This is a genomic window from Paraburkholderia sp. CNPSo 3272 (genome assembly GCF_024206495.1).
In the GTDB taxonomy this organism is placed as follows: Bacteria; Pseudomonadota; Gammaproteobacteria; order Burkholderiales; family Burkholderiaceae; genus Paraburkholderia.
In genome coordinates this window covers 46,690-62,327 of sequence record NZ_JAMBPQ010000025.1, presented here as the reverse complement: position 1 = coordinate 62,327, position 15,638 = coordinate 46,690, and the positions used below count along the sequence as shown (strand labels likewise).

The window sequence follows — 15,638 nt, the reverse complement described above, 5'->3', positions numbered from 1 at the left end:
TGAACGTTTCACCCGTCGCGAGGAGAAGAAACGTCATGAAACGACGCTGCCTGCTAAAGGGGGTTGTCGCTTTGCCGTGCCTCACCGCTACCGCGAGTTTCGCTGGCGCGCTGCCCGCTGCGGGTCGCGCAGGTCGCATCCGGCCCAGCGATCCCGCGTGGCCGAAAGCACTGGAATGGGAGGCGTTGAGGCAGGCGGTCGGCGGAAATTTGCTGCGACCCACCACGATCTGGCAGACCTGCGCGCAAGCGCCCGACGCACCAGCGTGCCTCGCAAGAATCAAGGAAGCGCGCAACCCGTTCGCGCTCGGCGACGATCCCGGCGCCACCCAGATCGCCGGCTGGCTCGATGCATGGACGGCGCACGCAAGCGCCTACGCAGTGGCGGCCCGCTTGAGCGCGGACGTCGTCGCGGGCGTCAATTTCGCACGTCGACACAACTTGCGCCTGGTGGTGAAAGGCGGCGGTCACAGCTACCTTGGCGGCTCGAACGCGCCGGATTCCCTGCTGATCTGGACGCGCAGGATGAACCGTGTCGAACTCCATGACGCGTTCGTGCCGTCCGGCTGCTCGAACCCGCCACAACAGGCTGTGTCGGTGGGGGCCGGCTGCATGTGGATCGACGTCTACACCGCCGTCACGACGCAGGCGGGACGCTACGTTCAGGGCGGCGGATGCACGACCGTGGGCGTCGCCGGCCTCGTTCTGGGCGGCGGCTTCGGGTCCCACTCGAAGCGCTACGGACTCGCGGCCGCGAGCCTGCTCCAGGCGGAAATCGTCACCGCCGACGGCGTTGTCCGCACGGTCAACGCATGCCAGGAGCCCGACCTTTTCTGGGCGCTCAAAGGGGGCGGTGGCGGCAGTTTCGGTGTGGTGACGAGGCTCACGCTGCAGACCCACGACCTGCCCGAAAATTTCGGCTGGGCCAGGTACAAGGTCAAGACTTCATCGCCTGAGGCTTACCGGCGGCTCGCTGCGCAACTGATCGATCACTATGCAGAGCATCTGTTCAACCCTGCGTGGGGCGAGCGCTACATCTTTCACAGCGACGCGATCGAGGTAGCGATGGTAAGCCAGGGCCTCGACGACCATCAGGCCAAGTCAGCCTGGGCGCCTTTCATCGATTGGGTGCGCGCCTCGCCGGCAAGCTTCACCTTCGACGAAGGACCTCGCGTCGGCGCCGGCCCGTCGCGTCGCTGGTGGGACGTCGAAGCCAACCCGGGACTCGTGCCCGACCCACGCGCCGGCGCCGCGCACAACCATGGCTGGTGGCGAGGCGATGGCGAGCAGGCCTCCGCCTTCCTGCACGGCTACGAGTCGCAATGGCTGCCCGCGGCCCTTCTCGAACCGGCGCAACGCGGACGGCTCGTTGACGCCTTCGTGGCGGCAGCCCAATTTCAGGCCGTAGAGTTGCATTTCAACAAGGGCCTCGCGGGCGCGCCGCCGGAAGTGAACGAGCAGGCGCGCCACTGTGCGACGAATCCAGGAGTCGCCGACGCCTTTGGCCTGATGATCGTCGCCACTGGCGGCCCGCCGCCGTTTCCGGGCCTGCCCATCCCCGCGCCTGACATGGCGCAGGCACATCGCAACGCCGAAAATATCGCCAGGGCAGCGGCGATTCTCAAGGCGCTGTCGCCGCAAAGCGGCTCCTATCTTTCGGAGACCGATTTTTTTCGCAACGATTGGCGCGAGGCGTTTTGGGGAGTCAACTACGCGCGGCTGAAAACGATCAAGGATCGCTACGATCCGGAAGGTTTCTTTTACGTCCATCACGGCGTGGGCAGCGAGGACTGGAGTCCCGACGGTTTTACGCCCGTACGGACGTGAACGTTGCGCTGGCGGGCGTGGACTTATTAATTAGCCTGGCTAAATAAATACCCGCATTTCCCGCGACTCATCGCGCAGATAGGGCTGTCCCTTATTCCCTCACGTCGCCAGATCACGCACCCGCCTCGCAGGACGCCTGTCATCCGGCACAGCCAACGTCCTTGCATCAACCGAAAGTTCCCTGAAGGTAAATCGTAGGCGCGGTCACGTGACCTGCACAGAACCGACTTACTGCCGCCTCCTGAACGTCATGTGGAAGGTCTAGCTTTCCAGCGAGTAACACGCCGTAATGATTTGAAGTGACGCAATCGCCGCCCCACCGTCATGCAATGAAGTGCAACGCTTCAATGGAGAGACACATGCGCCAGACATCGAGATCCAGACATCAACGGCCCGCCGTTCCTGCCTTGCTTGCGGCAGTTTCGCTAGCAGCTGCGGCACTCTACTGCTCTGCTGCCGATAGCCAGTCCACAGCGAATACATCTTCTGCCACGGCAACACCGATCAAGCATGTCATCATCATCGTGGGCGAAAATCGAACGTTCGATCACGTGTTTGGCGCTTATCAGCCGCGCGCGGGCCAGACCATATGGAACCTTCTGTCGAGAGGCATCATCCGGGCTGACGGGGGACCCGGACCCAACTTCAAGATCGCCGAGCAATACATGGCCAAGGCCACGAATCCCTCCCGGTTCGACGCCAGCCCAACGTCGAAGCAACCTTACACGACGCTGCCGGCGCCGAACACAGGCTCGGCCCCGACCGCCGCGAGCGACGCGAAACCTCCGCCGTTCGCGACCCTGGCGGCTGCGCAGGCAGCCGAAGGCGACGCCCTCGAATCAAAGGATGTCGTTCATTTGACGACGGGCGCAACGGGCCTCCCCAACGACGAGCCCGACGCGCGCTTTGGATCGAACCTGTACAACCTGCAAAGCGGCCCCTATCAGATCTCGCGTGTGGGTCCGAACTACGACCAGTACATGAACAGTCCGGTGCATCGGTTCTACCAGAACTGGCAGCAGTCGGACTGCAATATCGCGCACGCGACCCTCGATAATCCGAGCGGCTGCAAGATGGATCTCTTTGCGTGGGTCGAAGTGTCGATCGGCGCCGGATCGAATGGCAATGCGCAAGCGGCCCACTTCACCGATCAGTCGACCAACGAAGGCGCGACCGCACTCGGGTTCTATAACGTGAATACCGGCGATATGCCCTATTTCACGGATCTCGCGCGTCACTACACGATCAGCGACAACTATCACCAGCCGGTGATGGGCGGCACGGGCGCGAACAGCATCATGATCGGAACGGCCGATGCGCTCTATTACACGGACGGCAAAGGCAATCCGGCGACGCCGCCCCAGAACGAGATTGAAAACCCGCGGCCGCAACCGGGTACCAACAACTGGTACGCACAGGACGGCTACTCAGGCGGAACGTATAGCAATTGCTCCGATCCGAAGCAGCCTGGCGTAGGCGCGATACGAAAATATCTCGATAGCCTGCCCTATCACCCCAATGCCAACTGCGCGCCCAGCACGTACTATCTGCTGAACAACTACAACCCCGGCTACAACGGTGACGGCACCGTCAACACGGGTACGTTCACCATTCCACCTTCACCGGTGCGCACGATCGCCGATACGCTCCTCGAGAACAATATTTCCTGGAAGTACTACGGCGAAGGCTGGAAGACATTCGTCAGCAGTCCTTCAACGAGTGTCTACTGCAATATCTGCAATCCGTTTCTCTATGAAACGGCGATCATGACCAATCCGTCGCTGGTGGCCGCGCATCTTCAGGACACGCCCAACCTGTATTCCGACATCGCAAACGGCACGCTACCCGCGGTGTCGTTCGTGAAGCCCGGCGGACTACTCGATGGGCATCCGTCTTCTTCGAAGTTCGGTCTTTACGAAGGGTTCGTGCACAAGATCATCGACTCCGTTCAGGCGAACCCCGCGCTGTGGGCCTCCACTGCGATCTTCATCACGACCGACGAGGGCGGCGGCTACTACGATTCCGGCTACATTCAACCCGTGGACTTCTTCGGTGACGGGCCGCGTATTCCCCTCATCGTCGTGTCGCCGTACTCGCGCGGCGGTCGTGTCGTTCACGACTATTCGGATCACGTGTCGCTCGTGAAATTTATAGAACACAACTGGTCGCTGGGACCGATCACGGCGCGCAGTCGCGACAATCTTCCGAATCCCGTCCAGTTGCCCGCGAGCCCGTACGTACCGACGAACGCGCCAGCGATCGGCGACCTGTTCAGTGCCTTCCAGTTCCAACCCGCCACGCAGTCCGGAGCGGGCAATGGCAACGAGGGCGCGGCTGGCATGTTCCCGTTCTGATCGCCGTCAGGACGCACACCGAAGACGCCGTCGGTCCTCAGTCCTTGCACCCAAAACGCTGGCGGACCGTCGGCGCGCTCCCGGCCATTGTTCCGAATGGCCGCGTCGTGGCAGAGCGTCTGTTGCGCTACTCGCCTAACCAGTCGAGCCCGCCCCGTTCGGATCGATGTCGTTGCCCTTTTCGCGCTCGAGCATGTCGAGCGCGAGCACACGCCCGACATCGCGCACGAACGCTTCCATGACCGCGAAAGATTCCTGGCTGCCCGGCACACAGTCTTCGGGATTCCGCTTGCCCTGTGCCTGTCTGATTGCGCGGATGCTGGCTTCCAGCGCCCGTGCTTCTGCCCGGATCGGATCGTCTTGCGGTGGTTTGGGTTGTTCGTGCGCCATGCTGGGATTTTCGGCGGCCGGCACACAAACTTTAGCGTCCGTGAGCGTCGGAATACTAACGTGACTGCACACAATTAAGCGCCAGGACAGTCCGGCCGCCCTCCTCCTGCCCCCCATTCGCCCTGGCGAAATAGCGATTGCCTGCCCTCAAGTTGCGCGGATCTTTGTCGATATGTCAATTGCATTGATTGTGGGCGCGGGGTGACGAATATGCAGCGTGGAGACAGCAAGATGGGGGATGGCGCACGAAATCCGGCCGCGTGGCCGGCGCCCATCGGGCCATGGCGCGTGCTTCACGCATGGAGCACGCAAAAAACACGGCTGGTCGCGCCGCTGGCGCTCGTTGCGATCCTGTCCGCGATCGCCCTGAATACCGTCATCGCCCTGCGGCAATCTCATGAGCAGCGCTATGCGCTCGCGCAGCAGCGTGCCGTCGAATCGGCCAAGCGGGACCTCGACGAACTGCAGAACGCGCTTCTCGACGAGCATGAGCAGCTCTACACGGTCATCGGCACGCGGCCGTTCTATCGGCGCGCCGCCTACATTTATCCGCTTCCGGCACTGATCGATAACGCCAACGCGGCGCAGCGGACCTGCCAAGGCCGCGAGCGCTGCATCGCCCTGCTCGATGAGCTGAAGGACATGATTCGCCATCTGGGTGCACTGAGCAACCGGCTCGCGATGTACTCCATGCTCAAGCCGGGCAGCGTGACGATGGATACGCCGTCGCTGGGCGAACTCGACGCGCGCTTTTTCCAGACGATGCAGAAAATCGGCGAGATCCGCATGGACGAAGACGCGCATCTCGACCGGTCGGTCACCCGGGCGTCGCGTGATTCGCAAATGGCCTCGGCGCTCCTGCTCGGCTCGGGACTGGCGGCGGCGTTACTGCTGCTGGCCTTTTTGCGCCGCAACGCGCGCATCACGAAATCGTTGCGCAAAGCGCTCCAGACGGCGGACGTCAACCGCAAGAAGTACAAGCGCCTCTTTCAGCTCAACCCGCTGCCGATCTGGATTGTCGACGACGCGTCCATGCGGCTCGTCGCCGTCAACGACATGGCGGCGAAGGCCTTGGGCTATCGCGCGAGCGAGATGCTCGAGCTGACGCTTGCCGACCTGCGCATGAACAAGACCGCGCTGCATGGGGCATCGTTCTCGCACGCGCGCGCCCAGGACGACGGCACGGCCATCTGGGAACACCGAACGAAAAGCGGGAAGTTGCGCTCGATGAACGTGTTCCAGCTGCAAACGGATTTCGACGGCCGCAGCGCGACCCTTTGCGTGATGGAGGACGTCACGGCGCAGCTCGCCGCCCAGGCCGAACTCAGGCACCGGGCCGAATACGACGCGCTCACCGGCCTCACGAACCGCAAATATTTCGACGAGCGTGCGACGCGCGAGCTGCAACAGGCGAGCCGCACGGGCAAGACGCTCGCGATGATCTTCCTCGATCTCGACAATTTCAAGGAGGTCAACGACTCGCTCGGCCACCGCATCGGCGACGCGCTGCTGGCCCAGATCGCGCGGCGCATCGAGCGCGTCGTCGGCGAGCGCGGGACGGTGGCGCGCTATGGCGGCGACGAATTCATGGTCATCGCCGACGGCGCCGCCGCGTTGCTCGAACCGCTGCTCGATGCGCTGCTCGCCGCGATGACGGAACCGATCCAGGTAGCGGGCCATGAACTCTTCATCGAGGCCAGCATCGGCGTCAGCCTCTACCCCGCCGACGGCGACGATGCCGACGCGCTGGTGCGCAATGCCGACGCCGCGATGTATCTGGCCAAGCAGAACGGCCGCAATCAGTACCAGTTCTATCGCCAGGAACTGAGCGAAGCCGCGACCTCGCGCTTGCGTATTTCGACGCGACTGCGCCAGGCGTTCCGCAACGGCGCGTTGACCGTGCTTTACCAGCCGCAATTCGATATGGCGTCGGGCGCGATGATCGGCGCCGAGGCGCTGCTGCGGTGGACCGACGCGGAACTCGGCAGCGTGTCGCCGGCCGTGTTCATCCCGGTCGCCGAGGAAACCGGCCTGATTCGCGGCATCGGCGAATGGGTGCTGCGCGAGGCATGCCGGGAAGCGGTGCGCTGGAATCTCGACCCGGCGCGGCCGATACGCGTCTCCGTCAACGTCTCGCCCTTGCAGTTCGAACATGGCGATCTGATGGGCCAGGTCAGGCACGCGCTGCGCGACTCCGGTCTGCCGCCGGCGCTGCTCGAACTCGAGGTGACCGAGGGCGCGCTCATGCGCACGCCCGATCTCGCCGCGCGCACGTTGGCCGGTTTGCGGGAGATGGGCGTGCGCGTCGCCATCGACGATTTCGGCACCGGTTATTCGAGCCTCGGGTATCTCAAGCGCTTTCGAGTCGATCGCCTCAAGATCGACCGCGAATTCGTGCGCGAGATCGGTCAGGACACGGAAACGGAAGCGATCACGCTTGCCGTCATCGCCGTGGCGAAAGCGCTCAATTTCGAACTGATCGCGGAAGGCGTCGAAACCAGCGGCCATCGCGATTTCCTGCTGCAGAACGGCTGCACGCATGCCCAAGGTTTCCTGTACAGCCACGCCGTGAGCGCCAGCGCGATCGCCGACATCGCGGCAAATGCCGCGGCAGGTCCGGTGCCGCTGCCCGCGTGAACCGTGCTGCGACGCGCTCGCGCGGTGCGACTGCTCGCGGCGAACACAGCGCACCGGCATCGAGCAGGCGAATGCGGCCGTCACGGTGATGGATCGCGTCACCCTGGCAGCAGTAGGACCAAAGTCCGATTGACGATTGATCCACGACATGGGATTCGTCTAGTTTCCGCTTCAGCGTGTTGAATGCAGTAGCCCACAGGAAGGAAGCGATGAGCCATTCGACGTAGGCGTGCGTCGGTAGTGTTCCCGTTCGTGGAGGCCACAGCATCATGCGCGATCAGTTCACGTCGCACCGCAAGTCCGGCTTTCGTCTCCCCGTTCTCGAATGGGTACGCGGCTACCAGACATCGTGGATCAAGCCCGACATCGTCGCGGGCGTCACGGCGGCGGCTGTCGTATTGCCCAAAGCGATGGCATACGCGACCGTTGCCGGACTGCCCGTCGAGGCCGGACTCTACACGGCGTTCGTGCCGATGGTGATCTACGCGCTCTTCGGCACGTCGAGGCCATTGAGCGTCAGCACCAGCGCGACGCTGGCCATCCTGAGCGCGGCCGCGCTCGCTGAGGTTGCACCGGGCGGCAATGCCGCCCAACTGGCCGTCGCGACCGCCACGCTTACCCTGCTCGTCGGCCTCTTCCTCGTTCTCGCTGCCTTGCTCAGGCTGGGGTTTGTCGCGAACTTCATTTCCGAGCCCGTGCTGACGGGTTTCAAGGCCGGCATCGCCGTCGTCATCGTGATCGATCAGCTGCCAAAACTGATTGGCATTCACGTCGTGAAAGGATCGTTCTTTCACAACGTATCTGCGCTCGCCGCGGGCCTTCCCCATGCGTCGATGGCGACGGTCGCAATGGGCGCACTGACGATCGCCGTGCTGGTCGCGCTCGAACACTGGTATCCGAAGTCCCCGGCCCCGCTCATTGCGGTGGCGCTAGGCATAACGTGTGTCGCTTTCACAGGCGTGCAGCGGTACGGCGTGGAGATCGTCGGCGAGATCCCGACCGGATTGCCTTCGTTCGTGATGCCGGATCTTTCGCTGATCGACGCGCTGTGGCCGGCGGCGGTGGGCATTGCCTTGATGAGTTTTACCGAAACGATTGCTTCGGGGCGCGCGTTCGCGCTCAGCGGGGAACCCGTTCCGCTGCCGAACCGCGAACTGCTGGCGACGGGTCTGGGCAACGCGCTGGGCGCGCTGTTCGGCTCGATGCCCGCGGGCGGCGGAACGACCCAGACGGCCGTCAACCGGCTGGCCGGTGCGCACTCCCAACTGGCCGAACTCGCCACCGCGGCCGTGACGCTCGGCACCATGGTGCTGCTCGCGCCCGTCATCGGGCTCATGCCGCATGCCACGCTCGCTGCCGTGGTGATCGTCTATTCGATCGGCCTGCTCAATCCGGCCGATTTTCGCGCGATCCTCGCTATCCGGAGTACCGAGTTTGTCTGGGCGGTCGTGGCGCTGGTGGGCGTCGTGCTGCTCGGAACGCTACAGGGCATTCTGATCGCCATCGTCGTTTCGCTCGTGGCGCTCGCCCATCAGGTCTCCGATCCGCCTGTGTACGTGCTGCGGCGCAAACGCGGCACGAACGTATTCCGGCCGATATCGGACGAGCATCCGGACGACGAGGACTTTCCCGGACTGCTGCTCCTGCGTCCCGAGGGGCGAATCTTCTTTCTCAACGCTTCCAACATCGTGCACAAGATCATGCCGCTCCTCGCCCAGACGCGCCCCAGGGTCATGGCGCTCGATATGCGTTCCGTATTCGATGTGGAGTACACAGCATTGAAGATGCTGACCGAGGCGGAGAGGAAATGTCGCGAGAGTGGGATCGAAGTCTGGGTCGTGGGCCTCAATCCCGAGGTGTTTGCCGTTGTCGAGAAAGCGCCGCTCGGCAGCGTGCTCGGACACGAGCGCATGTTTCTCAATCTCGAACAGGCGCTTGCGGCATGGTGGCAGGCGCAGCATGTCATTTCGCGCGATGGCGTATCGTCTGCCACTAGCCATCCCGGACAGAGAACGCCATGAGCGCTCATCTCCTCTTGCAAGAGGCCATATGAATACCACTACTCCGACACAGCAGAGCGCGGCCGAAAAGCGCGAGCCCGTACTCAATACGGTCGAGCGCGTGACCGAACTGTGCTTTGGCCTGTTCATGGCGTTGACGTTCGTCGGCGCGGTCAAGGCCGTCACAGCGGGCGAGGACGCCGGCCGCAAACTGTTCCTGGCCGCGCTCGGATGCAACCTCGCCTGGGGCCTCGCCGACGCCGTTATGTATCTTGTCCGCACACTCGCGGATCGCGGACAGCGACTGACACTCGCCTTGACCGTGAAGCGCGAACCGGAACGCGCCGCTGCGGTGCGGGCGTTGCGCGCCGCGTTGCCGAAGGCGCTGGAGCCGCTCGTCGACGATGAAGAACTCGAGTTGATTCGCGCGCGCCTGGCTGCGGCGCCTACGCTGCCACCTCGCGCGCATTTCAAGCGCGATGACTTCCTTGGGGCACTGGGCGTTTTTCTGCTCGTCGTCATATCGACGTTCCCCGTTGCGCTGCCCTTTATCCTCGTGAGGGATCACACAGTGGCGCTCGTCATCTCACGCGTACTCACGCTCGCGATGCTCTTCACTGCCGGTTTTGCGCTAGGACGCTACACCGGCGCGGGCGCGATGAAAGCGGGCTTCGCCATGACGCTGCTTGGGATCGTGCTGACGGTGGCGATCATCGCGCTGGGCGGCTAGCCGTCGGTTGCGATGGGCGAGGCCGCGGATGCTGGCGCTCGCGGCCCGGCAGCCGCGCATGCCGAAGACATCGCCCGGATGGCAATTCAGGTTTTCGCCTGGTTCGCCGGAGGATAGACGATCGATCCATCAGGCCGAACGACCGCACCCGCCGTCAGTTGCGCGGGTTCGTGCCGTTGCGCACTCAAGATGTGTAGAACCGTTTCACCGCGCGCGATCAGATAGTCGGCGATGATGCGTCGGTGGCACCGCCACCACACGGCTTCCGAGCACATCACGGCGCAACGCCTCGCGTGCCCCTGTTCGACCAGTCGATCGACGGCCGCGTGAAATGCTTCGGAAAGCGCGTAATCGGCGTAATGGTGAAAGCTGCTGTTGATCCAGAAGCCATTGATGTCCGCGCAGACGGTTCGCGATTTTCCGCGCAGCCCACCGAGAGCGGTTTCGTGCTCGTACGAGATATCGCATGCCGCAAGCGCCGCGGGCAGCGTTTCCTCGTTGAATTGCGGGTTGGTTCTCGACCTCGGCATTTTTCTCACGTCGACGAGCATGCCGATATCCGCACTCCTCAACAACCCGATGAATTCGTCGAGGGTGCGGTCGGAATGGCCTATCGTGAAGAATGGGAGGGTCACTTCCCGCCTGCGCATGAACAATAGCTGGATGATTCGCCGAGCGCTCATTATGCGCCTCCACGAAAGACGCGCGCGCTCGTGATTGCGCTCGCTATGCAGCGGCTAACCCATCGTCGCTCGTTATGCGTGGGCGCCGGTCGTGCGAACCTTGGCCGGCCGGTCGCGCAGCAGCAGCGGCATCAAGCGCCGGTTGGCGGTCTGCGCCGCCCACTCGCAATAGGCGGCGCTGCCGAGCACCCAGCCCTCGAGCGTCGCCCGCATCAGGTTATTGACCTCGGCTTCGTCGAGAGGCTGTGCGCCCAGATCGCGATAAGACTCGTTGCGCTCGAACGGCGTACTGCCGAGCGCGCGGTAGAGCGGATGGTCCTTGACGAACCTGTCGACACGCAGCCCGACGTGGTGCGTGTAGCTCGACCACGGATAGTTGCCCGGCTCTGCCACGAGACGGTTGCGCACCGGCGCATGATCGATCACCTGGCTCGCGAGCAGGAAATAGCGGTCGGGTTCGATCACGGTTGCGCGGTACTCGCCACGCCACATCGCACCGCGGCGTCCGTGGCGGCGATTGAAGGTCTCGACATAGCGGCGGCAAACCGCCTGCATCGCCATGGCTACGCTCGACTCGTACGAGGGCGTGACGAGGAACTGCACCGCGTCGGGCATGAGCACCCACGCGTGGACTGCGAGATCGGCGACGCGCGCGGCGTCCGCGAGGCAGGCGAGGAAGTAAAGGTAATCTCCTTCGTCGAGGAATGCGGGCCCCTTGAGCCCCTGCAAGATAACGTGCTGCGGTTGTTCTGGGACGTAGTGCCGTGCAAGCCGTGTCATGCTGAATTAACCGGAAATCCGATGTGGGGAAGCGATCCGACAGGTATCGGTCGCCTGACGCTGCGTGAGTGGATCTACGATCAAATTCTATGGGCCGCGCTCGCGCGTCTGCGTCGCGAACAGGCCTTTTTTATGGCCTCAATTCGCTGATTTGCCGGATCGCAACGCGCGCTTTTTTATGTCGCCGCTGAATAGCCGTCGCACCGCGATCCGGCACCACTAACTCATGGCAACACTAGCGCACGGTCTCCCTTGGCACGCACCTGAACCGGTCGAAGCCTGGCACGATGTGGCACATAAATTACGTTAGTAGTACTCCGAACGATAGCGGACGCGCCGAAGCCCGAAAACTTCGGCGAGCCGGACCCCGGCCTAACCCAACCGGCTCAGTCCGCGCGCGACGACGCCGCCACGAATGCTTCGGCCTGCAGCGCGACGCGCCACGGCGTCCACGTCATATCAAAAGCCAGCTCCGCGCGGCGCGCGTCGAGCCGGATGTCCTGTTGCCACAGCCGCGCGAGCGAAGACGGCAGCGGCGGCGGCACCTTCACGCCACCCAGTTTGCGCCCCGCGATCCCGGCAATCTTCAGCGCAGGCGCCCACAGCTTCGTTTCGAGCGCAAGACGCCGCGCGCCGATCCGCTCCACGGGCGTGACCCCCAAAATTCGCGCGTACGCGACGAAGTATTCGTTCCACCGCGGCGCATCCGCCATCGCCAGGTTGTAGGCCTGAGCGCCCGCAGCCGGTTTGCGCAGCGCGGCCAGCGCCGCTTGCACGACGTCGTCGATGTGGACGAGATTGCTGCAACCGTCGCCTGCGGCGCCGAGGTCGCCCAGCCGCCTCGCGCGCAGCAGTTGCGCAATGCGCGCCGACCACTGCGGACTGCCGCCTCCATAGATGCAGCCCGGGCGCAATATCGTGAGCGAAGGCAGCGCAGCGAGCAGTCGCTCCGACTCGACCTTCGCATGGCCATAGGAGCTCGCGGCGTCGAGTGCCGCCGCTTCGTCGATACGGCCTTCGGCGGCGCCGTACACCGCCATCGAACTGAAGTGGACCACGGGCAGCGGCGCACCGCGTGCCGCCAACGCGGCAGCCAGCGCGCGCGCATTCGCGACGATCGTCGCCGGCACACCTGCCACGCAGTTGACCACGCCGTCCACGTCGGCCAGCGCCGCGGCGAGCGACGCGGGGTCCGCGGCATCGACACGGCGCAGGCCGATGCCTTGCCTGCGCGAGGCGGCAATCGGCTCGGCCCAGTCGGTACTGTTTAGCGCTTTCACCAGATGGCGGCCGACAAAACCGGTCGCGCCGAGAACGAGAGTACGGGCTTTCATCACGCGGGTTCGGGCTGGATTGCAGTGGGAACGGACAGCGCGCCGAGATCGGCGGCGCCTTTGAGGTGTTCGGCGAGCCGCAGCGCGAGTGCGACGATGGTCAAGGTCGGATTTGCCTGGCCCGAAGTCGGAAACACGGCGGCGCCCGTCACATAAACGTTGTCCGCTTCGTGCAGCCGGCAGTCGGCATCGACCACGCTCGTGTGCACGTCGCGCCCCATGCGCGCGGTGCCAATGTGATGGCCGCCATACGCCCCGTAGCGCGTCATTTCGGCTTCGACCTGCGCGGCGTCATAGCTGAAACGGCCCACGCCCGCCCGCTCGACCTCTTGCGCGAGCGCGGCGAGCGCGCGGCTCACGGTCGCGACGTCCTGTTGCGTGTAGCGCCAGTCCACATGAATGCGGCGCAGGCCGAGCGCATCGGTTTCGTCGCCGAGCGTGATGCGGCTCGCCGGATTGGGCTCCTGCTCCGCATGGAAGTCGAGCGAGAAGCGCAGGTTCGCGGGCCGCACGATCACCGAGGGGAACTTGCGCGCGGCCAGCGTGCGCCGCCGCAGCCAGTGCCACAGGAAACGCGCCGTGTTCGGCGCGTCGGCGACTACGTTATTCAGGTGCGCGAGCGTGGAGCCCGCATAGCCTTCGGGCGTGCCGTCGTAGAGGCGCTTCGCGTACTCGTACGGCACGATGCCGCGCGCGAGATACAGCGCGGAGAGGATGCCATTGCCGTGCCCGGCGTCCGGAATGCGCGGATGATGCAGGCGCGCAATGAAGTTGCCCGCGCGCAGCGCCGCTTGCTGTTCCGGGCGCAGCGCGAGGCGGCGGCGGCAATAGATGCCCTCTTCCGTCACCTCGTAGCCGTGCCACACGGACTGCGCCGCCGCGAGATCGAGCGTGCCGATCGTGCCCGCGAGATGGCTCATGTAATAGCGGCCCACCGCGTCGTGGGCGTTGCCGAGCCCCCGGCCGCTCGGCCCCGGGCTGTTGAGCAACAGGCGCGGCACTTCGAGACCGCCGGCCGCGAGCACGTAGGCGCGCGCGGCCACCTCGAACGTCGCGCCGCCCGTCGCATCCGTCGCGCCCGTCGTGTTCAGTACGCGCACTTGGGCCGCGCCGACGCGTCGCGTCGAACCCGGCAGCATCGGCAAGCGGCACAGGTTCGCATGCTGGAGCACACGCACGCGGCCTTTCGCGAGGCGCGCCCGGTAACGCTGACCGAAATCGGTCGGGCAGCTGAAGCGCTCGAGCGTGTGCGTCGAAAATACGTCGCTGGCAAAGCCGCCGATCATCGGGCGCGGCAGCGCCGCGAACGCGCCTTCGGCCGTATAGGCGAATTCGCCCGCTTCGCACAGCGCGTTGGCTTGCGGGTAGTGGCGCAGCACATCGGCGAACGCGATCGGCCAGCCGCTGTGCGCAATGTAATCGCGCGCCTCGAAGTCGAGCGCGTCGAGCGGCATGCAGCGGCCGCCCCACAGCGTGGTCGATCCGCCGAAGCGCCGCACGCGGTAGTTGTCCGGCGGCGGATGAAGCGCCGCATTCGCCACCGTGCCCGCGTACAGCTGCTGGGTGGCGGGCTCAGGCGCGTCCCCGCCGCTTTCCAGCACGATCGCGTCGAGCCCGCTCTCCTCCAGCGCGAGCGCGAGCGCAATGCCGGCGGCGCCGGCGCCCACGATGCACAGGTCCGCGCGCAGCGTGGTGCCGGCGGGAATCTCACGGGCGTCGGTGATCATCGTCTGTTATGTATGGGAAAGGGAAAACGGGCCGCGGCGATAGTAGCCGATCGCTCGCGTGCAACCACCGGCGCAACCAGAGAAATTTCAGACGCATCCCGATTTTTGTCTCTAAAAAAACACTGTTGTATTACGCGACGCACCGACACAGCAGTAAGATTCTGTCTGAAGTCCAAAACGCCTTGGCAAAAGCCAGGAGACCAGAAAAAAACATAACGTACGTCGCATGACGGGGTAGCACGACGCCGGTTCAACGGGCGCCGTGCGTGGCTCACGTCGTGTGCGCACGTCGGGGTCACAAAAACAACATGAGTACGCCTTACATAACAGCGGCGCCGCAGGCGGCCGCACGGGGTGTCTTCAAGCCGAGCATTCCCTTGTTCGGCCTCAACATCGCCGCCGTGTCGTTCGACACCGCGCTCGACGTGCTTTGCACCGCCGCCTTGCAGCGCGACGGCCGGGCGCGTGTAGCGGTCACGCCGAACGTCGATCACCTGGTGCGTCTCGACACGCAGCCCGATCTTCAACGCCTCTACCGCACCGCCGACTTCCTGTTCGCGGACGGCATGCCCGTGGTCTGGGCGAGCCGCCTGTTCGGCGCGCCGCTGCCGGAACGCGTGACCGGCTCGGACCTGTTGCCCGCGCTGTGCGAGCGCGCCCGCGCGGGCGGCTGGAAAGTCGTGGTGGTGGGCGGCCGCCCCGGCGACGAAGCCACGCTCCTGAACGGCTTCGCACAGCACTATCCGGGCCTCGACGTCGAGGTGATCGCGCCTTCCATGACGTTCGATCCGACCGGCCCCGAGGGCGATGCGGTGGCCGAACGCGTGAGCGCGGCCGCGCCCGATATCGTGTTCGTTTGCCTCGGCATGCCCAAGCAGGAACGCTGGGCCCTGCATCACGCCAGCAAGCTGGAAGGCGGGCTCATGCTGTGCGCGGGAGCGGCCGTCGAGTTCGCCATCGGTCTGCAGCAACGCGCCCCCGCGTGGATGCAGCGCTGCGGTCTCGAATGGTGCTGGCGCATCAAACAGGACCCCGCGCGGCTGTGGCGCCGCTACCTCGTGGACGACCCCCGCTTCGTCGGCATCCTCTGGCGTCACTGGCGCATGGCGCGCGCACAGCAGAGCACGGCGTAAGGCCGCCGACGCGAGCACGGCCGGCTCACGTCCGGCCACGTCTC

At 64.7% G+C, this 15,638-nt stretch carries 11 protein-coding genes; 6 read left to right on the top strand and 5 right to left on the bottom strand.

Features of this window, described 5'->3' with window-relative positions; translation table 11 throughout:
- The first annotated feature begins 35 nt into the window (after positions 1–35).
- Together M3I53_RS25735 and M3I53_RS25730 are read left to right on the top strand one after the other, a co-directional pair.
- On the top strand, positions 36–1,826 hold the full coding sequence (locus tag M3I53_RS25735) for an FAD-binding protein (protein WP_254318660.1): 1,791 nt from the start codon (positions 36–38) through the stop codon (positions 1,824–1,826).
- A 359-nt stretch (positions 1,827–2,185) separates the two neighbouring features.
- A complete protein-coding gene (locus M3I53_RS25730) occupies positions 2,186–4,180 on the top strand; it encodes an alkaline phosphatase family protein (protein WP_254318659.1) in 1,995 nt (664 codons plus the stop codon).
- 135 nt (positions 4,181–4,315) lie between these two features.
- On the opposite strand, the gene M3I53_RS25725 is transcribed toward M3I53_RS25730, so the two are convergent.
- On the bottom strand, positions 4,316–4,570 hold the full coding sequence (locus M3I53_RS25725; protein ID WP_254318658.1) for a hypothetical protein: 255 nt from the start codon (positions 4,568–4,570) through the stop codon (positions 4,316–4,318).
- Positions 4,571–4,801: 231 nt separating this feature from the next.
- Between M3I53_RS25725 and M3I53_RS25720 the strand changes: the two genes are divergently transcribed.
- The 3 genes from M3I53_RS25720 to M3I53_RS25710 all read left to right on the top strand — a co-directional run bounded on the left by M3I53_RS25720 (position 4,802) and on the right by M3I53_RS25710 (position 9,937).
- On the top strand, positions 4,802–7,207 hold the full coding sequence (locus M3I53_RS25720; protein WP_254318657.1) for a bifunctional diguanylate cyclase/phosphodiesterase: 2,406 nt from the start codon (positions 4,802–4,804) through the stop codon (positions 7,205–7,207).
- A 269-nt stretch (positions 7,208–7,476) separates the two neighbouring features.
- Positions 7,477–9,228, top strand: a complete 1,752-nt coding sequence (locus tag M3I53_RS25715) for a SulP family inorganic anion transporter (RefSeq protein WP_254318656.1) — start codon at positions 7,477–7,479, stop codon at positions 9,226–9,228.
- 28 nt (positions 9,229–9,256) lie between these two features.
- On the top strand, positions 9,257–9,937 hold the full coding sequence (locus tag M3I53_RS25710; protein WP_254318655.1) for a VIT1/CCC1 transporter family protein: 681 nt from the start codon (positions 9,257–9,259) through the stop codon (positions 9,935–9,937).
- An 86-nt stretch (positions 9,938–10,023) separates the two neighbouring features.
- On the opposite strand, the gene M3I53_RS25705 is transcribed toward M3I53_RS25710, so the two are convergent.
- From M3I53_RS25705 to M3I53_RS25690, 4 genes are all read right to left on the bottom strand, one after another.
- Positions 10,024–10,572, bottom strand: a complete 549-nt coding sequence (locus tag M3I53_RS25705) for a DUF488 domain-containing protein (RefSeq protein ID WP_254318702.1) — start codon at positions 10,570–10,572, stop codon at positions 10,024–10,026.
- Positions 10,573–10,692: 120 nt separating this feature from the next.
- Positions 10,693–11,400, bottom strand: a complete 708-nt coding sequence (locus M3I53_RS25700; RefSeq protein WP_254318654.1) for a transposase — start codon at positions 11,398–11,400, stop codon at positions 10,693–10,695.
- Positions 11,401–11,786: 386 nt separating this feature from the next.
- A complete protein-coding gene (locus M3I53_RS25695; protein WP_254318653.1) occupies positions 11,787–12,734 on the bottom strand; it encodes an NAD(P)-dependent oxidoreductase in 948 nt (315 codons plus the stop codon).
- Positions 12,734–14,461, bottom strand: a complete 1,728-nt coding sequence (locus tag M3I53_RS25690; protein WP_254318652.1) for an FAD-dependent oxidoreductase — start codon at positions 14,459–14,461, stop codon at positions 12,734–12,736. Before M3I53_RS25690 ends, M3I53_RS25695 begins: the two co-directional genes overlap by 1 nt.
- 308 nt (positions 14,462–14,769) lie before the next feature.
- Here M3I53_RS25690 and M3I53_RS25685 point away from each other — a divergent pair, with 308 nt between their 5' ends.
- Entirely contained in the window at positions 14,770–15,594 is an 825-nt protein-coding gene (locus tag M3I53_RS25685; RefSeq protein WP_254318651.1) for a WecB/TagA/CpsF family glycosyltransferase, read from the top strand.
- Positions 15,595–15,638 lie beyond the last annotated feature (44 nt).